The sequence below is a fragment of the Roseomonas sp. CAU 1739 genome (genome assembly GCF_039839775.1).
Lineage (GTDB): Bacteria > Pseudomonadota > Alphaproteobacteria > Acetobacterales > Acetobacteraceae > Neoroseomonas.
Genome location: NZ_JBDOQQ010000004.1, coordinates 197,870 through 221,731, shown reverse-complemented (window position 1 = coordinate 221,731; position 23,862 = coordinate 197,870). Strand labels below are relative to the sequence as shown.

23 protein-coding genes are annotated in these 23,862 nt (G+C 70.4%); 15 read left to right on the top strand and 8 right to left on the bottom strand.

All coding sequences use genetic code 11. The features are described 5' to 3' along the window. Nucleotides 1–34: 34 nt before the first annotated feature. Nucleotides 35–1,003 (top strand): polyphosphate kinase 2, encoded by a 969-nt coding sequence (gene ppk2 / locus AAFN86_RS09530; protein WP_347543066.1) that lies wholly within the window; start codon nt 35–37, stop codon nt 1,001–1,003. A 40-nt stretch (nt 1,004–1,043) separates the two neighbouring features. Beyond that, a complete protein-coding gene (locus AAFN86_RS09525; RefSeq protein WP_347543065.1) occupies nt 1,044–1,727 on the top strand; it encodes a PAQR family membrane homeostasis protein TrhA in 684 nt (227 codons plus the stop codon). 342 nt (nt 1,728–2,069) lie between these two features. Here the strand turns inward: AAFN86_RS09525 and AAFN86_RS09520 are convergent, their stop codons facing one another. Genes AAFN86_RS09520 through AAFN86_RS09510 form a run of 3 tightly spaced genes read right to left on the bottom strand, consistent with a single transcriptional unit; the run spans nt 2,070 to nt 5,175 of the window. After that, complete coding sequence (locus tag AAFN86_RS09520; protein ID WP_347543064.1) at nt 2,070–2,840, bottom strand: creatininase family protein; 771 nt, start codon at nt 2,838–2,840, stop codon at nt 2,070–2,072. Between the two features lie 48 nt (nt 2,841–2,888). Next, a complete protein-coding gene (locus AAFN86_RS09515) occupies nt 2,889–4,439 on the bottom strand; it encodes a cryptochrome/photolyase family protein (protein WP_347543063.1) in 1,551 nt (516 codons plus the stop codon). A 10-nt stretch (nt 4,440–4,449) separates the two neighbouring features. Next, nucleotides 4,450–5,175 carry an SDR family oxidoreductase gene (locus AAFN86_RS09510; RefSeq protein WP_347543062.1) on the bottom strand — a complete coding sequence of 242 codons (726 nt, stop codon included), beginning with the start codon at nt 5,173–5,175 and terminating at the stop codon, nt 4,450–4,452. Nucleotides 5,176–5,287: 112 nt separating this feature from the next. Here AAFN86_RS09510 and AAFN86_RS09505 point away from each other — a divergent pair, with 112 nt between their 5' ends. From AAFN86_RS09505 to glpD, 6 genes are all read left to right on the top strand, one after another. Continuing rightward, the gene (locus tag AAFN86_RS09505; RefSeq protein ID WP_347543061.1) at nt 5,288–5,824 is read left to right on the top strand and encodes a histidine phosphatase family protein; all 537 of its coding nucleotides are present in this window, start codon (nt 5,288–5,290) and stop codon (nt 5,822–5,824) included. Nucleotides 5,825–5,913: 89 nt separating this feature from the next. Further along, on the top strand, nt 5,914–7,410 hold the full coding sequence (locus tag AAFN86_RS09500; RefSeq protein WP_347543060.1) for a CHAD domain-containing protein: 1,497 nt from the start codon (nt 5,914–5,916) through the stop codon (nt 7,408–7,410). A gap of 161 nt (nt 7,411–7,571) precedes the next feature. Further along, nucleotides 7,572–8,081, top strand: coding sequence for a thermonuclease family protein (locus AAFN86_RS09495; protein ID WP_347543059.1), 510 nt, complete (start codon nt 7,572–7,574; stop codon nt 8,079–8,081). A 122-nt stretch (nt 8,082–8,203) separates the two neighbouring features. Next, nucleotides 8,204–9,508 (top strand): citrate synthase, encoded by a 1,305-nt coding sequence (gene gltA, locus AAFN86_RS09490; protein ID WP_347543058.1) that lies wholly within the window; start codon nt 8,204–8,206, stop codon nt 9,506–9,508. Between the two features lie 149 nt (nt 9,509–9,657). Further along, complete coding sequence (locus AAFN86_RS09485) at nt 9,658–9,912, top strand: hypothetical protein (RefSeq protein WP_347543057.1); 255 nt, start codon at nt 9,658–9,660, stop codon at nt 9,910–9,912. A gap of 53 nt (nt 9,913–9,965) precedes the next feature. Beyond that, nucleotides 9,966–11,477, top strand: a complete 1,512-nt coding sequence (gene glpD / locus AAFN86_RS09480; RefSeq protein WP_347543056.1) for a glycerol-3-phosphate dehydrogenase — start codon at nt 9,966–9,968, stop codon at nt 11,475–11,477. Between the two features lie 156 nt (nt 11,478–11,633). On the opposite strand, the gene AAFN86_RS09475 is transcribed toward glpD, so the two are convergent. The 5 genes from AAFN86_RS09475 to AAFN86_RS09455 form a co-directional block, all read right to left on the bottom strand. Continuing rightward, nucleotides 11,634–12,560, bottom strand: coding sequence for an NAD(P)-dependent oxidoreductase (locus AAFN86_RS09475; protein WP_347543055.1), 927 nt, complete (start codon nt 12,558–12,560; stop codon nt 11,634–11,636). Nucleotides 12,561–12,564: 4 nt separating this feature from the next. Continuing rightward, nucleotides 12,565–12,900 carry a carboxymuconolactone decarboxylase family protein gene (locus tag AAFN86_RS09470; protein ID WP_347543054.1) on the bottom strand — a complete coding sequence of 112 codons (336 nt, stop codon included), beginning with the start codon at nt 12,898–12,900 and terminating at the stop codon, nt 12,565–12,567. 238 nt (nt 12,901–13,138) lie between these two features. Next, on the bottom strand, nt 13,139–13,921 hold the full coding sequence (locus tag AAFN86_RS09465) for a class II aldolase/adducin family protein (RefSeq protein ID WP_347543053.1): 783 nt from the start codon (nt 13,919–13,921) through the stop codon (nt 13,139–13,141). Beyond that, nucleotides 13,918–14,715 carry an MBL fold metallo-hydrolase gene (locus tag AAFN86_RS09460; protein WP_347543052.1) on the bottom strand — a complete coding sequence of 266 codons (798 nt, stop codon included), beginning with the start codon at nt 14,713–14,715 and terminating at the stop codon, nt 13,918–13,920. The genes AAFN86_RS09465 and AAFN86_RS09460 overlap by 4 nt, the downstream gene beginning before the upstream one ends. Nucleotides 14,716–14,778: 63 nt before the next feature. Next, the gene (locus tag AAFN86_RS09455) at nt 14,779–15,498 is read right to left on the bottom strand and encodes a hypothetical protein (RefSeq protein WP_347543051.1); all 720 of its coding nucleotides are present in this window, start codon (nt 15,496–15,498) and stop codon (nt 14,779–14,781) included. Nucleotides 15,499–15,661: 163 nt separating this feature from the next. Between AAFN86_RS09455 and AAFN86_RS09450 the strand changes: the two genes are divergently transcribed. The 7 genes from AAFN86_RS09450 (at nt 15,662) to AAFN86_RS09420 (ending at nt 23,838) form a co-directional block, all read left to right on the top strand. Continuing rightward, nucleotides 15,662–16,324 carry an aspartate/glutamate racemase family protein gene (locus AAFN86_RS09450; RefSeq protein WP_347543050.1) on the top strand — a complete coding sequence of 221 codons (663 nt, stop codon included), beginning with the start codon at nt 15,662–15,664 and terminating at the stop codon, nt 16,322–16,324. An 88-nt stretch (nt 16,325–16,412) separates the two neighbouring features. Further along, nucleotides 16,413–17,744, top strand: coding sequence for a paraquat-inducible protein A (locus AAFN86_RS09445; RefSeq protein WP_347543049.1), 1,332 nt, complete (start codon nt 16,413–16,415; stop codon nt 17,742–17,744). Further along, the gene (locus AAFN86_RS09440) at nt 17,744–19,432 is read left to right on the top strand and encodes an MlaD family protein (protein WP_347543048.1); all 1,689 of its coding nucleotides are present in this window, start codon (nt 17,744–17,746) and stop codon (nt 19,430–19,432) included. Before AAFN86_RS09445 ends, AAFN86_RS09440 begins: the two co-directional genes overlap by 1 nt. A 4-nt stretch (nt 19,433–19,436) precedes the next feature. Further along, nucleotides 19,437–20,009, top strand: coding sequence for an ABC-type transport auxiliary lipoprotein family protein (locus AAFN86_RS09435; protein WP_347543047.1), 573 nt, complete (start codon nt 19,437–19,439; stop codon nt 20,007–20,009). A gap of 191 nt (nt 20,010–20,200) precedes the next feature. After that, the gene (glsA, locus tag AAFN86_RS09430) at nt 20,201–21,205 is read left to right on the top strand and encodes a glutaminase A (RefSeq protein WP_347543046.1); all 1,005 of its coding nucleotides are present in this window, start codon (nt 20,201–20,203) and stop codon (nt 21,203–21,205) included. 24 nt (nt 21,206–21,229) lie between these two features. Next, complete coding sequence (locus tag AAFN86_RS09425) at nt 21,230–22,858, top strand: MFS transporter (protein WP_347543045.1); 1,629 nt, start codon at nt 21,230–21,232, stop codon at nt 22,856–22,858. After that, nucleotides 22,855–23,838 carry an asparaginase gene (locus tag AAFN86_RS09420; RefSeq protein WP_347543044.1) on the top strand — a complete coding sequence of 328 codons (984 nt, stop codon included), beginning with the start codon at nt 22,855–22,857 and terminating at the stop codon, nt 23,836–23,838. The genes AAFN86_RS09425 and AAFN86_RS09420 overlap by 4 nt, the downstream gene beginning before the upstream one ends. The last annotated feature ends 24 nt before the right edge of the window (nt 23,839–23,862 follow it).

Below are 23,862 nucleotides of genomic sequence, written 5' to 3'. Positions count from 1 at the left end.
GCAGCATGGGCCGGCAGGGCCCCGCGGAGGTCGCATGCAGCAGCAGGACACCCAGCCCCCCGGCGCCGCCGAGGGTGCGCGTTCCATCGCCGAGGCGGCCGCCGACCTGGCCGCGCCGCCACGCCGCAGCCATCGCCCGACGCATGACCCCGAGGCCGTGCGCCGCGCCTTCGAGACCGGCGCCTATCCCTATGCCACGCGGCTGACCGAGAAGGAGTATATCGCCCGCATCCTGCCATTGCAGGTCGAGCTGCTGAAGGCGCAGTCCTGGATCAAGTCGTCCCCGCAGCGCGTCGCGCTGTTGTTCGAGGGCCGCGACGCCGCCGGCAAGGGCGGCACCATCAAGCGCTTCATGGAGCATCTGAACCCACGCGGCGCGCGCATCGTCGCGCTGGAGAAGCCGACCGACCAGGAACGGACGCAATGGTATTTCCAGCGTTACGTCAGCCAGTTGCCGAGCGGCGGCGAGATCGTGCTGTTCGACCGGTCCTGGTACAACCGCGCCGGCGTGGAACGGGTGATGGGCTTCTGCACCGCCACTGACTACCTGGAATTCATGCGGCAGGCGCCGGACCTCGAACGCATGCTGGTGCGATCGGGGCTGAGGCTGTTCAAGTACTGGTTCAGCGTGACGCGGGAGGAACAGGCCCGTCGCTTCCTGGCGCGGGAGACCGACCCGCTCAAGCAATGGAAGCTGTCGCCGATCGACAAGGCCAGCCTCGACAAATGGGACGACTACACCGAGGCGAAGGAGGCGATGTTCTTCTACACCGACACCGCCGATGCGCCCTGGACGATCGTGAAGTCCGACGACAAGCGCCGCGCGCGGATCGAGGCGATGCGCCACTTCCTGTTCCGCCTGCCCTATGAGGGCAAGGACGAGGGCGTCGTCCACGAACCCGACCCGCTGATCGTCGGATCGACCGCCCATGTGATCGGTGCGAGTGCGCATATCCTGGGCAAGACGCTGCATCCGGGCCAGCGGCGCGGCGTGGCGCGGTAATCGGCGCCCCGCTCGGCTGCCGCCAGGCTATGATGGCGGCATGCGCGATGCCCCCTCCTCCCGCCACGCCCTGCCTGTCCGGGCCGGACGGGCCGACACATTGGCCGAACGCCGCGTTGATGCCATCATCCTCGGCACCGGGCTGGTGGCGGCCATCGCTGGCTGCATCGCCGTCGCGTTAACCCTGCCGGCCCATGCGCGACCGGGCCCGGTCGCGGCCCTCGCCTTCTATGCGCTGGCGCTGGTCGCCATGCTCGGCTTCGCGCTGTCCTACAACCTGGCGCGCGGGGCACGCATGCGGGCGGTGCTGCGGCGGCTCGACCACGCCGCCATCTTCCTGATGATCGCCGGCACCTACACGCCCTTCGCGCTGATTGCGATCGGCGGCAGCTGGGGCTGGTCGCTGATCGGCTTCGTCTGGGCCGGCTCGCTCGGCGGCATGGTGCTGAAACTCGGCTGGCCACATCGCTTCGAACGCGCGTCGATCGCGGCGTATCTGGCGCTCGGCTGGGCCTTGCTCGGCGCACTGCCGGTCATGCTGGAACGGCTGCCGACCGGGGCGCTGGTGCTGCTGGGGGTGGGCGGCGTTTTGTACAGCGCCGGCGTGGCCTTCCATGTCTGGCGGCGCATGCCATTCCAGAACGAGGCGTGGCACCTGTGCGTCGTCGCCGCGGCGACGTGCCATTTCGCGGCGGTGGTGGTGACGGTGGTGCCGGTGGCGTGACGCTGCGCGCGCGGTGCTGACGGACCAGAGAGGGGCTTTGCCCTCTCCGGACCTCACCCCACAAAAGGCCAGTGGGCCTTTTGAAACCTTTACCGGGTGCCTGGCGACAAGTGTTCACGACAGAGCGAGACGGGCGCGGCCGTGGTCATGCCGCCAGGCCGCAAACGCAGCGGTCGCGCCGCATGACGGCGGGACGCCTTGCACGGCACCAAGGATCGCCGTTTCAGCCGACAGGCCCGGCAAAGATCGTTCCCGCGCCCAGCCCCGGCGCCAATTCCCCGCGGTCCAGGGGGCCGTTGCCCCCTGGCAGGGTGGCTTGGAGGGGCGGCGCCCCTCCAACCTTCACCCCCACAACCGCGCATTCGCCAACTCGTCGGCAATGCTCTCCGCCGCCGCCGCCAGCAGCGCCTCCCCCTTCTCCGCCGAGGCTGACCGCGCATCGCCGATCACGCCCGATAGCGTGATGTCCTTGAAGGACCGGCGGCGGATCATCGCCGCGGGCTGGCCTTCGGGCCGGGTGGAGTGCGGCCCATGGGCTTCGGGCAGGCGGTCGGTGCGGACGGCTTCGGGCAGCAGGGTCATCATCATCGAGGTCTCGGCCTCGCAGGCATGCAGGACGTTGGACTGGCGTTCCAGGATGGGCGCGAAGGCGTCGCCGGCGAGGTGCCAATAGGTGCCGGCGGCGACCGCGATGCCGAACTCGCTTTGGCATTCGCCGCCGACCACCGCGACCGCCTCGGCATTGCCGCCATGGCCGTTGAGCAGCATGACGCGCCTGAAGCCGGCGCGGGCAGCGGAACGGACGACGCCCTTCAGCACCGCGGCGAAGGTCGCGTAGTCGAGCGTGACGGTGCCGCCGAACGGAACGTGATGCTCGGCGAGGCCGGTCCAGACGCAGGGCATCACCACCACGGGCTTGCCGGAAGCGGCCATGCGGCGGGCGATCCGATGGGACACACCGGTGGCGCAGACGATATCTACGCCGGTCGCCAGATGGGGGCCGTGCTGTTCCAGCGAGGCAACCGGGACGATGACCAGCGCATCCTCGGCCGCGCGGGCGTTCAGCTCGGCGAAGGTAAGCTTCATCCATTCGATTTCGGGGTTGGTCGCCATGGCAATCGCCTCTCGCATGCGGTGGCGCGGAAGATGGCGCCTGGGCGTTCAGGCGTCGAGGGTGGCAAGGAACCGCGCGGCCTCGGCGCGCAGCGCGGCGACCTTGCGCGGGTCCATCTTCGCCAATGTGCGCAGCGGCATGGCCATGCGCGGATTGGTGGCGAAGCGATCCGCATTGCGGGCGATGAAGTCCCAGTACAGCGCGTTGAACGGGCAGGCGCGCGGCCCGGTCGCCTGCTTCGGGTCATGCGCGCAGCCGCCGCAGTAGTCCGACATGCGGTTGATGTAGGCACCGGATGCCGCATAGGGCTTCGAGGCCAGCACGCCGCCATCGGCGTGGATCGCCATGCCGTGCGTGTTGGGCAGTTCCACCCATTCGAAGGCATCGGCATAGACGGCGAGGTACCAGGCATTCACCTCTGCCGGGGCGAGGCCCGCGAGCAGCGCGAAATTACCCGTCACCATCAGCCGCTGGATGTGGTGGGCATAGGCGAGGTCGCGGGTCTGCGCGACGACCTGTTCGATGCAGCGCATGGAGGTCGGCGCGCCCCAGTAGAAGGCTGGCAATGGCCGGTCGGCGCCAAGCGCGTTGTGGTCCGCGTAGCCGGGCATCAGGTGCCAATAGAGGCCGCGCACATATTCCCGCCAGCCGAGGATCTGGCGGATGAAGCCTTCCACGGCATTGAGCGGTGCGCTGCCGGCGCGCCAGGCGTCCTCGGCCGCGCGGCAGGCGTCCATCGGGTCGAGCAGCCCGATGTTGAGGCTGGTCGACAGCAGGGCGTGGAACAGCGTCGGCTGCCCCATCGCCATCGCATCCTGGTAGTCGCCGAAGCGCGGCAGCCGGTGGCGGATGAAATCATCCAGCGCCGCCTGCGCGTCCCGCGCGGTGACCGGCCAGGCGAAGCCTTCCACGGCACCGAAATGCGCGCCGAAGCGTCCGGCGACGAGCGTCATGACCTGGCGCGTGGTGTCGTCGGGCGGGACATGCCGCGCCGCAGGCGGAACCAGGCCCTTGGGCAGGGCCGCGCGGTTCTCGGCGTCGAAATTCCAGCGGCCGCCGACCGGGTCGTCGCCTTCCATCAACAGCCCGGTCTGGCGCCGCATCTCGCGGTAGAAGAATTCCATCCGGTATTGGCGGCGATCGCCCGCCCAGGCGCGGAAGCGTGGCAGGGAACAGATGAAGCGCGTATCCTCGCGGATCTCCACCGGCACGCCGGCGGCGTCCTGCCAGCCCTGCATGTCCTGCAGCACGCGCCATTCGCCCGGATGGGTGGCGACGATGCGCGCGGGGCGGTGGCGCGCGACGGCCCGCAGCACCTCCCCACGAAAGGAATGCGTGTTCGCCGCGTCATCCAGCGTGACGTAGTCCACGCGCACGCCCCGCGCCGTCAGCGCGCGCGCGAAATGCCGCATGGCCGACAGCACCAGCACGATCTTCTGCGGGTGGTGCGGGACATGGGTGCATTCGGCCTGCACCTCCATCATCAGCACGACGTCGCGTGCCGGATCGAGGCCTTCCAGCGCGGCGATGTCCCGCGAACACTGGTCGCCGAGGACCACACGCAGCGCGCCGCCGGTCATGCCGGGCGGCTCCCGCATCCCCGGCGCATCAGCCGCGCGAACGGAGGGTGGACCGTCCGCCATCGACCGCGAAGACCTGGCCGGTGATCCAGCCCGCCGCCCCGGACAGCAGGAAGTCGGCGAGGGCGGCCGAATCATCGCCCTCCCCCAGGCGCGGAATGGGGTGCAGCTTCGCGATCGCCTCAGCCATTCGGTCGTTGCCGATCAGCGGCGCCGCCATGGCGCTGCGGGTAAGCGACGGCGCGATGCAGTTCACCCGCACCGCGGGGGCGAGCTCCGCGGCGAGGGCGACCGTCAGCCCCTCCACCGCGCCTTTGGCGGCGGCGATGGCGGCGTGGTTGGGAAAGCCGGCCCGCGCGGCGACCGTCGAGAACAGCACCACCGAGCCCTGTGCCGCGACCAGCGCATCCTGCGCCGCCTGCACCGCGATCGCCGCACCCAGCGCGTTGAGGCGGAAGGCATCGATGAAATCCGCCTCGGTGGTGCGTAGCAGCGGCTTCAGCGCGATCGAGCCGACGCAATAGGCGAGCCCGGAGATCGCCGCACCGGCCCCGGCGATCGCGGCGCGCAGCGCGTCCGGGTCGGTCGCGTCGGCCGCCACCGCGACGGCGCCGGGCAAGGTCGTGGCAAGGGCGGTGAGGCGCGCGCCGTCCCTCGCCACCAGCACGACACGATCCCCGCGCGCCGCGCATCGCCGGGCAAGCGCCGAGCCCACCGCGCCCGTCGCGCCGATCACCACCGTCGTTGCCGTCATGGATCCACCATCTGAGTGATGCCGGCCGGAGATGGGGACGCCGCGCGATTGCGCGAGGGGCGGGCGGACCGGCGGCGACAGGCGCGACGGTCCATGGCAGGATGGGCGGGACATGCGACAGCTCCTCCTCCTGCGCCACGCCAAGTCCTCCTGGGACGACCCGTTGCTCGCCGATCATGCCCGGCCCCTCAATGCGCGCGGGCGACGCGCCGCCACGGCGATGGCGGCGGCCATGCGCGACCTCGGCCTATCGCCGGACGTGGTGCTCGTCTCCTCCGCGCGGCGGACGCTGCAGACGCTGGAGGCGATCTCGCCCTTCGCCGACAGCCCGCTGATCGAGCCGATGGACGACCTTTACCTCGCGCCCTGGCCACGGCTGCTGGAACTGCTGCGCGCGGTGCCGGAGACGGCGCGCAGCGTGCTGCTGATCGGCCACAATCCCGGGTTGCACGACCTGGCGCTGGCGCTGGCCGGGCCGGCCGCCATGGCCGGATCCGCCGCGGTCGCCGCGCGGCGCCTGGCGGAAGGCTTCCCGACCTGCTCGCTGGCCGAATTCACCGTCGCGACGCCGTGGCGTGACCTGGCGGAAGGCGGCGGGCGGCTGACGCGCTTCCTGGTGCCTGCCGACCTGCCCGAGGCCGTGCTGTGATCACGCCGGAAGCCAGCGCGGGCCATAGCCGATTGCCACAGCCCGAGGGCGACGCCGAACCGTCGTCTAGTCCGGCGACGCCAGCCCCCGTGGCTGACGTCGCCGAGCCCCTAACCCTCGAATTCGAATTGCCGGCCGAGGCGGCGGGGCGGCTGGGGCGCCTGCCCGCGGTCGCCGCCCTGCGCCAGGGACGGGCGCGCGGCGCGGCGGTGTCGCTGATGTGGTTCGACACCGTGGATGGCCGGCTCGCCGCCGCCGGGCTGGCGGTCGAGGCGCCGTCGCGCGGGCCGCGCCTGCTGCTGCGTACGCTGCCCAAGGCGACCGAGACCTGGCACCCATGCCGGCCGCCTTCCGTGCTGCGCCTGCTGGCGGCGGATGAGACCCCGCAGGAGGCGGACGGCGATGCGCTCGCCGCCCTGGCTGCCTTCGCCGGCCGCCAGCAATCGATGCGGCTCGATACCCCGCAAGGCGCCGTGCAGGCGGTGCTGGTCGAAGGCCGGCTGCGCAGCCTGGCGGCCGAATGTCCTGCGGCCAGGCTGTCGCTGACCGGCCCTCTGCCGGCGGTGCTGGCCGCCGCGCGCGCCATCGCGGCGGAACTGCCGCTGCTGCCGCCGCTTGCCGCCCTGGCGGAGGAAGGCCGGGCGCTGGCGTCCGGCCAGGCGCGGCGCGCGCATCGCCTCGGCGCGCCGGATACCGCCGCCGCGACCACGGCCGAGGACGCCTTCCTGGCCGCCGCCGGCCATCTGGTCGAGGTGGTGCGGCAGCAATCCGCCCGCATCCGCCACGACGCCCCGCCCGAGCCCGTGCACCAGACCCGCGTTGCCTTGCGGCGGCTGCGGTCGGTCTTCCGGGTATTTCGCGCGGCGACGGATTGCGCTGTGCTGCGCGCCATCGACGTGCAGATGCGCGACGTGCTGACCGTGCTCGGCCCGGCGCGCGACTGGGATGTCTTCCTGGGCGGCATCATCCGCGAGATCGAGCGCGCCTTCCCCGAGGAGAAGCGCATCGCCGCGCTGCGCCGGGCGGCCGAGGCCCAGCGGCGCGAGGCGTATGGCGCAGTGCTGGCGATGCTCGGCGGCGCATCCTGGCGACTGCTGATGATCGATGCGACGGCGATGCTGCTCGCCCGGCCGTGGCGGGAGGCGGCGGAGCCGCCGCGACTGGCGATGCTCGCCACCCCGGTCGCCGAATTCGGCCGGGCGGTGATGGACCGGCGCTGGCACCGGATGCGCCGCGCCGGTGGCGATTTCGAAGGGCTCGATGCCGAGGCGCTGCATGAGCTGCGGCTGGACGGCAAGCGGATGCGCTATGCGGCCGAGGTCTTCGCCCCGGTCTTCGGGGCCAAGGCGGGCCGCCGCTTCCTTCGCCGCGTGGCCGCGCTGCAGGAAGGGCTGGGGCTGGCCAATGATGCGGCGGTGGCGCGCGGCCTGGCGGCGAGACTGGCCAAGACCGGCGATGGCGGGCGTGCCTGGGCGGTCGGCGTGGTGGAAGGCTGGAGCGAGGCGCGGGTCGCGGCCACGCGCGGCGATGCGCTGGATGCCTGGCGGCGCCTGCACGGCAAGGATCGTTTCTGGTCAGAGGGCTAGACGGGATTCTTGCGGCGGCATTCGCGTATCGCGTGTGATTTTCTGACGTCCTCGCCGAAAAAGGTTACCGGTCCCCGTTGCAGCCTCCCGCCGGGTCGGTCTAACGATCCGGCGTGCTTGAACGACGGCGCATATTCAAGGGGCGCAGGACCCGGCCCCGCATGGGTGGGGCAGCCCTGCTGATCTCGGCAGCGGTGGCCACACCGCTGCTGGTCGCGCTTGGGCTACCGACCAATCTGTTCGGTTCCGCACCGGCCGATCGCCAATGGCATGCGGATGCGGCGGATATCCGCGTGGTGGACGGCGAAACGATCGCCCTGCGCGAACGCGTGGTGCGGCTGTCGGGCATTGCAGCGCCGTCGCGCGGGGACACATGCCGCAGGGCGGATGGCGCCGATTTCGACTGCGGCGGCGCAGCGACCGCGGTGCTGATGCGCCTGGTCGATGGCCGGGCGGTCACCTGCCGGATCGTCGGGCGCGATGCCTTCGGCCGTGGCATGGGGCAGTGCGAGGCGAATGGGCTCGACCTGGGGCGGACGCTGGTCTCCGGCGGCTTCGCGGTGGCCACCGGCGGCGCCATGCGCAACGCCGAACTGACCGCGCGGCAGGGCGACCGCGGCCTGTGGGCGAACCGCGGCGGGCTGCCGCAGGATTGGCGCGGCCGGGAATGACCGCGCCCCGCCACGGGGCTCCAACCACAATTGCCAATCCTGACGACAGGATTATCTTGCGCTGCATCATGACCGGCTCGCACCGTTCCGCGCGCCCTCAAACAGGCTGAGGAAGTTCCTGAATGACCAGCAAGGCCAGCGGCTCGATCACCGTCACCCTGGACGGGTCCAACAAGAGCACCACCCTGCCCCTGCTGGGCGGGACGCTTGGACCGCAGGTGGCGGACATTCGAAAGCTGTACGGTGACCTCGGGATCTTCACCTACGACCCGGGCTATGGCGCCACCGCGTCCTGCGAGAGCACCATCACCTACATCGACGGCGATGCGGGCGTGCTGCTGTATCGCGGCTATCCGATCGAGCAACTGGCGGAGAAGTCGGACTTCCTCGAGGTCTGCTACCTGCTGCTGAACGGCAACCTGCCGAACAAGGCCGAGTTCGCCGACTTCCACAAGGGCGTCACCTACCACACCATGCTGCATGAGCAGCTGCGCCGCTTCTATGACGGCTTCCGCCGCGACGCGCACCCGATGGCGATCATGTGCGGCGTGGTCGGCGCGATGGCCGCCTTCTACCACGACAACCTCGACATCAATGACGAGAACCAGCGCCGCATCGCGGCCTTCCGCCTGATCGCCAAGGTGCCGACCATCGCCGCCTGGGCCTACAAGTATTCGATCGGCCAGCCCTTCCTGTATCCGCGCAACGACCTCGGCTACGCCGAGAACTTCCTCTACATGCTGAACGGCGTGCCGGCCGAGGAGTATGTGAACAACCCGATCCTGTCGCGCGCGATGGATCGCATCCTGATCCTGCACGCCGACCACGAGCAGAACGCCTCGACCTCGACCGTGCGCCTCGCCGGTTCGACCGGCGCGAACCCCTTCGCCTGCATCGCCGCCGGCATCGCCGCCCTGTGGGGCCCGGCGCATGGCGGTGCGAACGAGGCGGTGCTGAAGATGCTGGCGGAAATCGGCACGCCCGAGAACATCCCGGCCTTCATCAAGGAAGTGAAGGACAAGAACTCCCACACCAAGCTCATGGGCTTCGGTCACCGGGTGTACAAGAACTTCGACCCGCGCGCGAAGATCATGAAGGAGACCTGCCACGAGGTGCTCGCCGAGCTCGGCATCAAGGACGAGCCGCTGCTGGACATGGCGATCGAGATGGAACGGATCGCGCTGACCGACGACTATTTCGTCAGCCGCAAGCTGTATCCGAACGTCGATTTCTATTCGGGCATCATCCTCAAGGCGATGGGCATCCCGACCAGCATGTTCACCGTGCTGTTCGCCGTGGCGCGCACTGTCGGCTGGGTGAGCCAGTGGAAGGAACTCATCGAGGATCCGTCCCAGCGCATCGGCCGCCCGCGGCAGATCTACACCGGCTCCGGCGAGCGCGACTTCGTCGCGATGGACCAGCGCTGAAGTCCCCTTCCCCGGCGGAAGCGGCAGGACCGGCCGGGGGCAACCCCGGCCGGTTTTTTGTTCTGGCGGTGCGGGTGCGACGGCATGCACCCTGCCGGCCCATTGCCGAATCGACGCTTGGACTGCCGTGCCAGGCAGGGGGGGTCGTCATGCTGCTCCATCTGATCCGCATCGGCGCGGTGCTCATCACCATCGCGGTGGTCGGCGAATTCGTCACGCCGCCGCTGTCCTGCTGGGTCACGAAGGGGTTCGGATCCGTCGAGCCCGGCAGCGGCGGCCAGTTCACGCTGATGCAGCCAGGCGGCGGCGTGGGGACGGTCCTGCGGCAATTGCTGGTGCCGCCGGCCCAGACCTCCGGCCCTGCCTGCCGGGCAACGCTGGCGCGTGCCGTCGGCCTGGGCTGACGCGGCCGCATGCGCCTTCCTGCACCTCGCCGGGATTGGTATCACGAAGCGGCATGGACACGATGAACGGCGCGGCGGGCGGCACGGTCTTCGACATCATCGTCGTCGGCGGCGGCATCAATGGCTGCGGCATCGCGCGCGACGCGGCCGGGCGCGGCTTCTCGGTCTGCCTGCTGGAACGGGCCGACCTGGCCAGCGCCACCTCCTCATCCTCGACCAAGCTGATCCATGGCGGGCTGCGCTACCTCGAACACTACGAGTTCCGGCTGGTGCGCGAAGCGCTGGCCGAACGCGAGGTCATGCTGCGCATCGCCCCGCACATCGTCTGGCCGATGCGCTTCGTATTGCCGCACCGGCCCGAGATGCGGCCGCGCTGGATGATCCGCGCCGGACTGTTCCTGTATGACAGCCTTGCGCGGCGCGTCAGCCTGCCGGCGCATGAGGCGATCGACTGCCGAACGCACCCCTATGGCGCGCCACTCGACCCGCACATCACCAACGCCTTCGCCTATTCGGATTGCTGGGTGGAGGATGCGCGGCTGGTGCTGCTGAACGCCCGCGACGCCGCAGCGCGCGGGGCGGATGTGCGCACGCGCACCGCCCTGGTGGGCGCGACGCGCCGGCCCGATGGCTGGGAGGTCGTCTCCGAGGCGCAGGACGGCACGCGCGCGACGCTGCGGTGCCGCGTCCTGGTGAATGCGGCCGGCCCCTGGGTCATGGACGCCTTCGGGCTGGCCGGGCAGAAGCCGCGCGGCCATGTGCGGCTGATCAAGGGCAGCCACATCGTCGTCCCGGCCCTGCATGACGGGGCGCAGGCCTATCTGCTGCAGAATGACGACCGCCGCGTGGTCTTCGTGATCCCCTATGAAGGCCGCTTCTCGCTGATCGGCACCACGGACGTGCCCCATGAGGGCGATGCGCGGCAGGTCCACGCCTCGGCGGAGGAGATCGCCTATCTGTGCGCCGCGGTGGGCGAGCAGCTCACCCGCGCGCCGCGGCCCGAGGATGTGGTCTGGACCTATTCCGGGGTGCGGCCGCTGTATGATGACGGGTCGGATGATGCGTCATCCGTGACGCGCGACTACGTGCTGGAACTGGATGCCGCGGACGGCGGGGCGCCGCTGCTGTCGGTGCTCGGCGGCAAGATCACCACCTATCGCCGGCTGGCCGAGGAAGCGGTCGGGCGCATCGCCAAGGCTGCGGTGCGCGAGGCGGGCCCGGCCTGGACGGCAACGGCCATCCTGCCTGGCGGCGACCTCGGCCCCGGCGGGTTGGCGGCCTTCGAGGCGGAGGCGGCACGGCGCCACCCCTGGCTGCCGCCGGCGATGCTGCGGCGGCTGGTGCGGGCCTACGGGTCGGAACTGGACCTGATGCTGGACGGCGCGACGTCGCTGGAGGCGCTGGGCGCAGCGCTGGGCGGCGGGCTGAGCGAGCGCGAACTCGGCTGGATGCAGCGGCACGAATGGGCGCGCACGGCCGAGGACGTGCTGTGGCGGCGGTCGAAGCTCGGCCTGCACATGACCGGCGAGCAGCGGGCGGCGCTGGCGGCGCGGCTGGGGGGCTGATGAGCGGAGGAACCGCGGAGGGCCTTGCCCCCGCCGCGTGAGGCACTCCCACCAAAGGCCAGTGGGCCTTTGGTCGGGTGGCTTGAAGGGGCGGCGCCCCTCCAACCTTCGCCCATCCCGGCGGGCGGGCATCCCCACCCCAGGCAGGTCGCGCCGTCAGTCGGCGTCGAGCACCGCCTGCACCGCCGCCGGGTCACAGGCGATGGCGACGCCGGCGCGTTCGAGTTGCATCCTCATCGGCATCCGGCTGTCCAGGTCGCCCCAGCCGCGGTTCAGCGCCTCGTGGAAATCCTCGAGCGTCAGGTTGCACAGGCGCATCGGCACGCCCAGTTCGCGACCCATGTTCACCGCCAGCGACACGTCCTTGCACGCGCCCTTCACGGTGAAGGCGGGCGGGTCGTAGCGGTCGGGTAGGAATTGCTCGGCCAGGCGGTCGAAGGTGCGCTTGCGGCCATAGGCGCCCTGCCGCACCGCCGACCACAGGTCGAGCGGGTCCATCCCCGCCTTCACGCCCATCGAGAAGACTTCCGCCATCACCGTCTGGACCGCGTAGCCGGCCATGTTGTGGACCAGCTTGGCGACGGTGGCCGACCCGATCGGGCCGATGTAGCGCGCCTGGTCGCCGAAGGCATCGAGCACCGGCTTGAAGCGGTCATAGGCCGCGCGGTCGCCGCCGACCCAGATGGCGAGCTTGCCGGTCTCGGCCCCCTTCGGCCCGCCGCTGACCGGCGCGTCGAAGCCGAAGGCGCCCTTCTCGGCCAGGGCCTCGGCGAAGCGCCGCACCAGCGACTGCGCATTGGTGGACAGGTCGAAATAGGCGGTCCCGGGCTGCACCTCGGCAAGGATGCCGTCGGGGCCGAAGACGACGTGCTCGACCTCCTTCGGGCCGGGCAGCGAGGTGAAGATGATCTCGCTCTGCTCGGCCACTGCTTTCGGCGTATCGGCCCAGACGGCGCCGGCCGAAAGGCGGTTGGCGCCGGCTTCGCGCCGGACGTCATGGATCACCAGCGCATGGCCGGCCTTCTGCAGGTTGGCCGCGATGAAGGCCCCCATGGTGCCGAGGCCGATGAATCCGACTTTCATGGCTTCAGCCCTTCGCCTTGTCCTGCTGCTCGAAGACATCCGTCGCGACGTGGGCGGCGGTCATCGCCGAAGGCCAGCCCGAATACAGTGCGAGATGGGTGATGATCTCGCTCACCTCCTCCCGCGTCAGCCCGTTGGCCAGGCCGCGGCCGATATGGCCTTCGAGCTGGTCGCGCCAGCCGAGCGCGGTGAGCGCGGCGATCGTCACCAGGGAGCGGTCGCGCTTGGACAGCTGCGGACGTTCCCAGACATCGGCGTAGACATAGTCGCGCGTCATATCGACCAGCTTGGGGAAGTGCGGGTTGATGCGGTCGCGACGCGCTTGGGAGGAATAGGACACGGGCTGTCTCCAGGTTGGATGCGGCGCGACGGGGTCTCGGGCGCGCACGCGGCGGGGAGTTCGGAAACCGGGCGGGGCGGGTCTCATGGCAGCGGCACGAGGCATTGAGCCGTGGCCAGGCCGCGCATGCGACCCGGCATCACGCCGGCGGCGCGGCTGTGGCGCGACGCAAACCGCAGGCTCGCGCCCGGCGCATGGCAAGGCCGACACCAGCGTTCGCGAACAGCGGCCGTTGGTCTCAGTCGCGGAAGCCCGGGTCGGTGCGGTCGAGCAGGCGCAGCAATCCCTGCCATTCCAGGGGCCCGTAGGTTCGCGAGTTGCCGGGGGCGTACATGGAGCAGGATTTCTCCACGACCTCGGGGCTTGGCATTTCGAGTTCCGTGTTGCAGGCCATGGCGGCGAGTTGCGCCTGGCAGGCACGTTCCAGGCCCCACATGGCGATGAAGGCTTCCGCGACGGAAGCGCCCACCGTCAGCAGGCCGTGGTTGCGGAGGATGCAGTAGTTCAGCGAGCCCAGCGACGTCGCCAGCAGGTCGCGTTCCGAAGGGTCGCGCTCCGGCCCACGGAAATCGTGATAGGCGGTGCGGCCATAGAAGCGCGTCGCCGTCTGGGTCAGCGGCAGCAGCCCGCATTTCAGCGCGCTGACCGCCATCCCGGCGATGGTGTGGGTGTGCATCGCCGCCGCCGCATCCGCCCGCGCGCGATAGATCGCCGAATGGATGGTGAAGCCCGCCGGATGCAGGCCATAGGGCAGGTCGGGGCGATACAGCACCTCCCCATCGCCATTCACCTTCAGCAGAGATGACGCGGTCATCTCGCTGAACAGCAGGCCGTTGGGGTTGATGAGGAACTGCCCCGGCGCATCCGGCACGCGCGCCGTGATGTGGGTGTAGATCATGTCCGACATGCCATAGCGGTCGCACAGCCGGTAGCAGGCGGCGAGATCGACGCGCGCCTGCCATTCGGCCGCGCTGACGGACGCCTGCAGCGGCGCGATGGCCAGGGCGGCGGCTTGGTTCATGGGGTCGCTCCTTCCGGTGACGGCTCGGGATCCAGGGGGGCGAGATCGAAGCGCGTCGTCTCGTCGAGGGTCGTGCCGAACCAGCCGCGGATCGCGGCGGCGTGCCGGCCGATGGCACGGGGGATGCCGTTCTCGACCACCAGAGGCAGGTCGTGGCCGGGGATCAGCAGCACGCCGGGGCGGGTGCGGCAGATCTCCCACACCATGTCGATCGTCGCGCGGCTGACCGCCGGGTCGTAGGTCATGTCGGTGTCGCGCGTGGTCAGCTCGACGCGGTTCTTCACGGCGTCCTGCAGCAGCACGCAGTCCTGGCCGTCGCCGGCGATCAGGAAGATCAGGTGCCCCGGCGTGTGGCCGGGCGCGAGGCGAGTGGTGATGCCGGGCAGCACCTCGTCGCCCTCATCCATCAGGCGCAGGGTGGGCCAACGGGACAGCGCCTCGATCGCGTGTTCGGGCACCGCGGTCTCGCCCCAGGGCAGGCCGAGCGCCCAGGCGAGTTCCTGCCGCCCGATCCAGATGCGCGCCTGGCGGAACATCGGCCAGTTCACGGAATGGTCGTGATGCGCGTGGGACAGCAGCAGGTCCGTCACGTCGCCGGTCGCGATGCCGCGATCCTTCAGCAGCGCCGGGAGAACCTTGCGCAGCCCGTAGCCGCCGCCATCCAGCACGACGATGCGGCCATGCCCGCGCAGCAGCACCACCGTGCTCCAGCCAAGCCCGCCATGGGGATACGCTTTGCCCGGATAGCCATTCACCAGGACCTCGAGGTCCCAGCCGCCGCCTTGCCATTTCATGTGGACGTCCCTTCTTGCCGCCGAGCCTAGGACGGCGCGGGGCGGCCGAACAGACGGGGGCGTTCAGGCGCCGATGGTGAAGATCCGGCCGAGATGAGCGGCGCGCGCGATATCCGCGCCGATCTCCCGCAGGCAGGCCCAGACGCCAAGGGTGGCGGAATCGATGACCGGGATGCCGAGTTCGGATTCGAGCGGCGCCACGGCGTCCAGGCCAGGCAGGTTGGTGCTCCAGACCAGGATGGCGTCGGGCTTCGCCTCGGCGGCGATCTCGCGCGCCAGCGCCACGATGCGCGAGGCCGGCACCCGCGAGGCAGCGTGGTTGTCGGCGAGGCCGAGTGCGCGCACGCCGGTCAGGTCGCGGCCGAGGCCCGCCGCGGCTTCGCGCGCCTGGCCGGCATCGCCGGGTGCCACGATGCCGATGCGCGCCGCGCCGAAGGCATTGAGCAGCCGCACCGCCGCGAGCGATGCGGTTGTCGCCGGGCATCCCGCGGCCTCGGCCATCACGGTCGCGAGCCCGCGATCCGCATCCAGCCCCAACCCGGCTCCGCGCGTGCCGTTCCAGCACACCACGCCAACGCCGGCATGGCCGAGATTCCAGGCGGCGTGGCGATAGGCTTCGTCGCAATAGCCATCCGCCGGCTGGCCGTTGCCCGCACCATAGAAGGTGATCCGGGCGACGCAGGAATCGATCGCCGGAAAATGCGGCATGATCCCGGCCAGGGTGCGTTCAACCACCCGGTTCGATGAGGGGACGATGCTGCCGATCGCCGGTCGATGGGTCATGCTGCCTGTGCTCGCGGTTCGTGCGGCGTCAGGATGGCATGGCCCGGTGCGTCGCGCAGCGCGCCGTCGCCGCCGTGCCGCCCCCCCCTGGACCCCGGGACGGCAACGCGGGATGAACGGCTGCCGCGCGCGATCCCGCCGCGCCCTGCGCCGGATCGACGCCATGCGATTGCTGCTCGTGAACCCCAACACCAATGCGCGCACCACCGCGCTGATGACGCAGATCGCGACCAGCGCCGTGCCGTCCGGCGTCTCCATCGAAGGTGCGACCGCGGCAACCGGCGCGCCGTTGATCCTCGATGAGGCGATGCTGGCCACAGCCGCCGGGGCGGTGGAGGCGTTGCTGGCCGGGACGGACCTGGCGCCCTTCGCCGGCGTGGTGGTCGCCGCCTTCGGGGATCCGGGGCTGGCGGCCGCCCGGCAGCGATCCGTGGTGCCGGTCACGGGCATCGCCGAGGCCGCCATGGCCGAGGCCGCCACCCATGGCCGCTTCGCCATCGTGACCACGACCCCGTTGCTGGTCGATGCCATCGCGGCCCGCGCGCGCGCCTATGGCCATGGCGGCACCTTCGCCGGCAGCTGGCTGACCACGGGCGAGCCGGGGCGGCTGATGGCGGACCCCACCATGCTCGAAGCCGCGCTGGAGGCCGCCATCCGGCGGGCCATGGCGGAGGCGGCGCCCGATGCCATCATCATTGGTGGCGGCCCGCTGGCGGCCGCGGCCTCGGCGCTGCGGCCGCGCCTGGCGGTGCCGATCATCGAGCCGGTGCCGGCTGCGGCCAGGCTCGCCATGCGGCGGGCCGGCGCGGCGCCCGGGCCGGCCTGACTGATTCGGGATAGCCTTCCGCTGTAGCGCCAACGGCTGGACAGGCTACAACCCGTTCCATGATCGACCGTTTCGACACTATCGGCTGATGTCTGACGCGGCCGCACCGACCGTGGATGCGGCACGGTCAGCCTGGCTCGAAGCCTGGCGGACTCCCGGCAGGCTGTGCGAATGCGGCAGTTGCGGGCAGTTCCAGCGCCTGCCCTCCCTGGTCCCGGGGCAATCGGCCAACTGCATCCGCTGCGACGCGGTGCTGCGGCGGGCGCGCATCGACCCGCTGGGCCGCGCGCTGGCATTGAACATCGCCGCCCTGTCCATCTTCGCCGTTGCCTGCCTGATGACGATGATGACGGTCAGCACCGCCGGCATGGTGCGCGACGCCAGCCTGTTCAGCGGCCCGATCGACATGGGCCGCAGCGGCTTGTGGGAACTGACCATCGTGGTGCTGTTCACCACCGTCGTCGCCCCGGTCGCGAAGCTGTCGGCCATGGCCTATGTGCTGATCGGGCTGCGGCTGCCGCGCCCGCCGCGCCACATCCGCCGCGTCTATGCGCTGGTCGAGCACCTGCGGCCCTGGTCGATGGTCGAGGTCTTCCTGCTCGGCGTGCTGGTTGCCTACACCAAGCTGATCGACCTGGTGCACATCGAGATCGGCGTCGCGCTGTATGCGATGGCGCTGCTGATGCTGACGATGATCGCGGCCGAGGCGGTGCTGGACCGCCAGGCCGTGTGGGACGAGATGGAACGACGCGGCGTGCCGCATGGCGATATCGACCACGCGGCGACCGCATTGTCCGGCCCGGCCGATGGCGCGGTGTCCTGCCATACATGCGGGCTGGTCAGCCTGCCGCACGACCATGACGACCATTGCCCGCGCTGCGGCAGCGGGCTGCACACGCGCAAGCCGAACGCCATCGTGCGCGCCTGGGCGCTGCTGATCGCCGCAGCCATCCTGTACGTGCCGGCCAATGTGTATCCGGTGCTGCAGTTCATCCAGCTCGGGTCCGGCCAGCCCAGCACCATCCTGGGCGGTGTGGTCGAATTGCTGGATGGCGGGATGTGGCCGCTCGCGGCGCTGGTGTTCTTCGCCTCCGTCGCCGTGCCGATGCTCAAGATCATCGGGATGGTGGTATTGCTGGTGTCGTGCCAGCTCGGCGCAACGGGCCGGCTGCGCGACCGCACGAAGTTGTATTTCGCGGTGAATGCCATCGGCCGCTGGTCGATGATCGACATTTTCATGGAGACCATCCTGGTGGCCCTGGTCCGCTTCGGCGACGTCGTCAGCATCGAGCCCGGCATGGGTGCGATCGCCTTCTGCGGCGTGGTCATCCTGACCATGCTCGCCGCCGAGGGCTTCGATCCGCGCCTGATGTGGGACACCGCCGGGCAGAACCGCGACATGCGCGGGGAGACGCATTGATGGCGCTCGACCACCCCGAGGCGAAGGTGACGGCGAAGGTGGCGCGCAGCGGGCGGCTGTCGCCCATCTGGGCGATCCCGATCGTCACCGTGCTGATCGCCGGCTTCCTGGTCTGGCACACCTATTCGCAGCGCGGGCCGACCATCACCATCACCTTCCGCGGCGCGGAGGGGCTGACCGCGGGCCAGTCCCAGCTGCGCTACCGCGACGTGGTGATGGGTACGGTGCAGGACATCGCGCTGTCGACCGACATGCAGCATGTGACGATGACGGTGCGCACGACGCGCGCCGCCGAACCCCTGCTGACCGAGAATGCCCGCTTCTGGGTGGTCAAGCCGCGGTTGTTCGCCGGGTCGATCTCGGGGCTCGATACGCTGCTGTCCGGGTCCTACATCCAGATCGCGCCGGCACCCACGGCCAGCGGCGAGCCGGCGCGACACTTCACGGGCCTTGAGGACCCGCCGCTCCTGACCGCCCAGGAGCCGGGACGCACCTTCCGGCTGCAGGCCGACCGGATCGGGTCGATCAGCCTGGGCTCGCCGCTGTTCTACCGTGACCTCGAAGTCGGCCAGGTGATGGGCTGGGACCTCGCCGACATGGCCGAGAGCGTGACCATCCACGCCTTCATCCGCGCGCCCTTCGACCGCTATGTGCGGGAAGGCTCGCGGTTCTGGAATGCGTCGGGCGTCTCCCTGCGGATGGGGGCCGACGGCATCCAGCTGCAGCTTGAATCGGTGCGCGCGCTGCTGCTCGGCGGCATCGCGTTCGAGACACCGGACGCCGCCCGACAGGGGCGCGAGGTCCCGCCGAACGAGACCTTCCGCCTCTACGCCAACCAGGAAGCCGCCAACAACGCGGCGCTGACGCGACGCATCCCCGTGGTGTCGTATTTCACCGACTCGATTACCGGCCTCTCCCCCGGCGCGCCGGTCACCTTCCAGGGCGTGCGCATCGGCGAAGTTCTGGGCTACGACCTCACCTACGATGCGGCCACCGAGACGCTGCGCGTTCCCGTGCGCTATGAGATCGAGCCGGAACGCGTCGCCGGATCGATCAACGCCCAGGGCCGCACCGCGATCGAGAATGCACGGCTGCTGGTGCACCAGGGCATGCGGGCGCGGCTGATGAGCGCCAACCTGATCACCGGCCAGCAGCAGATCGCGCTCGAGATGATCGAGAATCCCGCGCCGGCCGAGATCACCATGCAGGGCAACGTCATCGTCATGCCCTCCGTGCCCGGCCAGTTCGCCTCGATCATGGACGGAGTGAACCGCGTGCTGGAGGGTATCCAGGCGCTGCCCCTGGCGGATATCGGCCGCAACGTCGACAACACCGTCGCCGGGGTGAACGAGCTGATCCGCGGGCCGGAGCTGCGGCAATCCCTCGCCGCCCTGAACGGCACGCTGGCCGCGGCGGAGGAGACGATGCGCCGGCTCGACACATCCCTGCAGCCGGCGCTGCGGACGCTGCCGCAGATCATGACGAACCTGAACAACACCGTGGCACAGGCAAGCCGGCTGATCGCCTCGGCCAATCGCGGCTATGGCGATGAATCGCAATTCCAGCGCGACCTGGAACGCATGCTCGAACAGATCACCGTCGCCGCGCGATCGCTGCGCGGCCTGGTGGACCAGCTCAACCGCAACCCGGAATCGCTGATCCGGGGCCGCTCGACGCAGGGGCCGTGACCATATGACGCTTCATCGCCGCGATGCCGCGCCATTGGCAGCACTCGCCCTGCTGGCCGCCTGCCGTTCGACCGAACCGGCGCTGTACACGCTGCTGCCTGTCGCCGGCCCGCAGCGCCGCAACGGGCCGCGCAACGTGGGTGTGCGGGAAGTCTCGCTCGCCCGCTACCTCGACCGCGTGGCGATCGTGCGGTCGGTGGCGGAGTACCGCCTGGCTGTCTCGGGCAACGACTGGTGGGGCGAGAATCTCGACACCATGATGACGCGTCTGCTGGTCGAGAACCTGGCGCAGCGCCTGCCCGGGTCGAATGTCTTCGCCACCGGCGGCGCGATCTCGGTGACGCCGGAGGCGATCGTCGAGGTCAACCTCCAGCGGCTCGGCCAGACGGGGCCGGAGACGCTGGCAATGACGGCGCAGATTGCCGTCACGCTGCGCGAGCCGCGCCGACGCGAGGTAGCGCGGACCGAGGCGCTGACCTCGCCGGTCGCGGGCGCGGAGATGCCGGCCTTCGTCGGGGCGGCGAGTGCTGCGGCCGGCCAACTCGCCGATGCGGTGGCGGCCATCCTCGCCCCCTGACACCAACGGCAGATTGGAACGCATCGTCCAGGGGAGGGATTCCTGGCCGGTGCATGCGGCATGCGGCCCACCTAGCGTGCCGGTTGGGGCACGGGACTCGGCGAACCCTTCCACCGCATCCGATGGCGGCATTCCGGGCACCCCGTGCCATGATGGGCTCTGGGTGGAAACGAATCCGGAAGACAGACGCGATGCATGATCGCCTGCACAGTGACGAAGCCATTGGCCCGGCCGCCGTCTCTACTGGCCACCTGCCGCCCAATCCGGCGGTGGACGTGCTGGTGGACGAAGCCTTCCAACGCTATCGCGGCGTGAGCGAGGGCAAGATCGCCGACTACATCCCGGCGCTGGCCAAGGCTTCGGCCGATTGGTTCGGCGTCTGCGTCGCCGGCGTCGATGGAGAAATCCATGCGGTGGGCGACACGGATCGCGCCTTCTCGATCCAGTCGATCTCCAAGCCCTTCGTCTTCGCGCTGGTCTGCCAGGCGCTCGGCGGTGGCCGCGCGCGGTCGAGCATCGGCGTCAATGCCACAGGCCTGCCGTTCAATTCCGTGATGGCGATCGAACTCAACGCCGACCGCACCATGAACCCGATGGTCAATGCCGGGGCGATCGCCACCACCAGCCTCGCCCCGGGTGCGAATGCCGAGGAACGCTGGCGCTTCATCCGCGACGGCCTGTCCCGCTTCGCCGGTCGCGAATTGGTGATGGACGAGGAGGTCTATGAATCCGAGGCCGCCACCAACCAGCGCAACCAGGGCATCGCCCGGCTGCTGCTCGGCTACGAACGGATGTATTCCGACCCGGAGGAAGCGACCGACATCTACACCCGCCAATGCGCGCTGAACGTGACCGCGCGGGACCTCGCTGTGATGGGCGCGACGCTCGCCGATGGCGGGGTGAACCCGGTCACCAGGGAACGCGTGGTCGATGAGGATCGCTGCCGGCGGGTGCTCGCGGTGATGGCGACCGCCGGGCTGTATGAGCAGTCGGGCGACTGGCTCTATGAGGTCGGGCTGCCGGGGAAAAGCGGCGTCGCCGGCGGGCTGGTCACGACGGCGCCGGGCAAGGGCGGGCTTGGGGTATTCTCCCCGCCGCTCGATGCCGCGGGCAACAGCGTGCGCGGGCAACTCGTGACGCGCTTCCTGTCGGAACGCCTGGGCCTCAATCTTTTCGCATCACAGCCGGCGGCCTGAACCGGAACAGGGGGAGACGGAACCATGAGCAGCGCAAGCGCCGCCGAGCAGCGGGAATCCTGGGTGCCGATGATCGCCATCGCGCTCGGCCAGATGCTGATGTCGTTCAACGTCGCGGCGTTGCCGGTCTCGCTGGCCGGCATGGTGGCGAGCTTCGGCGTGCCGCCCACCACCATCGCGACCGGCATCGTGATGTATTCGCTGTCCGTCGCCGGCTTCGTGATGCTGGGCGCGAAGCTGGTGCAGCGCTTCGGGTCCACGCAGGTGTTCCGCGCCGTGGTCGGGCTGTTTGCCGTGGCGCAGGTGCTGATGGTGATGGCACCGGCCGCGCCGGTGATGCTGACCGCGCAGTTGCTGGCGGGGCTGGCGGCGGCGGTGATCGTCCCGGCGCTGGTGGCGCTGATCGCGCATCATTATCGCGGCGCGCAGCAGGCCACGGCGGTTGGCGCGCTGGGGTCCGCCCGCGCGGCGGCCGGTGTGGCGGCCTTCCTGATCGGCGGCATGCTCGGCACCTTCATCGGCTGGCGGCCGGTCTTCGGCATCCTGGTGGTCGCAGCGGGCGTGGTGTTCTGGCTGTCCTTCAAGCTGAAGCCGGAGGCGGCGCGGCCCGAGGTGAAGATCGACATCGTCGGCGTGGTGCTGGCCGCTGCCGCGATCATCATGATCGTCTTCGGCTTCAACAACCTCAACCGCTGGGGCCTCGGCGTCGCGCGGCCGGGCGCGCCCTTCGACGTCCTCGGCCTGTCGCCGGCGCCGATCATGATCGTGACGGGCGCGATCCTGCTGCAATGCTTCCTCGCCTGGTGCCGGCGCGTCACCGCGCGCGGCGGCACGCCGCTGCTCGACCTGTCCGTCATCACCTCGGGCCGCGAACGCGCGGCGGTCTATGCGATGTTCACCGTGGTCGGGCTCGAGGCCATGCTGAACTTCACCGTGCCGCTCTACATTCAGATCGTGCAGGGCCGCACGCCGATTGAAACGGCGATCGCCATGATGCCCTTCAACCTGACGGTGTTCTTCACCGCCATGCTGGTGGTGCGGCTGTACGACAAGGTGACGCCACGCCGCATCGCGCAGGGTGGCTTCGTGCTCTGCGTCATCGGGCTGCTGTGGCTCGCCTGGGTGGTGCGCAACGACTGGTCGGCAGTGCCGGTGATGTTCGGGCTGATCACCTTCGGCATCGGCCAGGGCGCGCTGGTCACGCTGGTGTTCAACGTGCTGGTCACCGCCGCGCCGAAGGAACTGGCGGGCGATGTGGGCTCGCTGCGCGGCACCACGCAGAACCTCGCGGCCGGCGTCGGCACGGCGGTTGCCGGGGCGTTGCTGGTCGGGCTGCTCTCGGCCGGCATCATGTACCGCATCGCGGAGAACCCGCTGCTGCCGCCGGCAGTGGTGTCGCAGATCGATCTCGACAGCATCAACTTCGTCAACAACGACCGGCTGCTGGCGGTGATGGAACGCACCGGCGCCGCGCCGGCCCAGGTGGCCGAGGCGGTGCGCGTCAACACCGAGGCACGCCTGCAGGCGCTGAAGATCGGCCTGCTGCTGATGGCGCTGTTCGCCGCGCTGGCGATCGTCCCCGCCAGCCGCCTGCCCGGCTACAAGCCCGGCGAGATCCCCGACGGCATCACGCCGCGGGAGACCAAGGCATGAGCCTCAGGCGCCTGCTCCTCCTCTCGCTGGGCGGCACCATCACCATGGTGCCCTCGGCCGAGGGCGGGATCGCGCCCAGGCTCGGCGCGGTGGAACTGGTGGCCTCGGTGCCCGATCTCGCCAAGGTCGCTTCCATCGAGGCCGACAGCCCGGCGCGGCTGCCCAGCCCGTCGCTGACGCCTGCGCATCTGGTCGATGTCGCGCAGCGCATTGCGGCAGCCTTTGCCGCCGGCGTGGATGGCGCCGTCGTCATCCAGGGCACCGATACCATCGAGGAATCCGCCTTCCTGCTCGACCTGCTGGTGGCCGGCGACAAGCCGGTCGTCGTCACGGGTGCGATGCGCGGCGCGGCGGCGCCTGGTGCCGATGGGCCGGCGAACCTGCTCGCCGCCGCGCGCGTCGCGGCATCGGATGCTGCGCGCGGCCTCGGTACGCTGGTTGTGCTGAACGACGAGATCCATGCGGCGCGCTTCGTGCAGAAATCGCACACCGCGCTGACCTCGGCCTTCACCTCCCCGATGGCCGGCCCGCTCGGCCTGGTGGCGGAGGATCGGGTGCGCATCCTGGTGCGCATCGATCGCACCCCCCCGATGGCCGCCGATGCCGGTCCGCCCGCCCCGGTCGCGTTGATCCGCTGGGCGATGGGCGATGACGGCAGGATGCTCGGCGCCTTGTCCGGCCTCGGCTATGCCGGCGCGGTGATCGAAGGCATGGGCGCGGGCCATGTCCCGGCCGATGCGGTCGAGGCGGTCGGTGCGCTGGCCGCGCAGATGCCGGTGGTGCTGGCCTCACGCTGCGCGACAGGGCCCGTGTTCAGCGAGACCTATGGCTATCCGGGTGGTGAGATCGACCTGATCCGGCGCGGTGCCATCCCCGCCGGCACGCTCTCGGGGCCGAAGGCGCGGCTGCTGGCAGGCCTGGCGCTGCGCCGCGGTGGAGGCCGCGATGCAACCATCGGCGCCTTCGCCCACTTCCAATGAAGCCAGCGCCTTCGGCCGCAACGA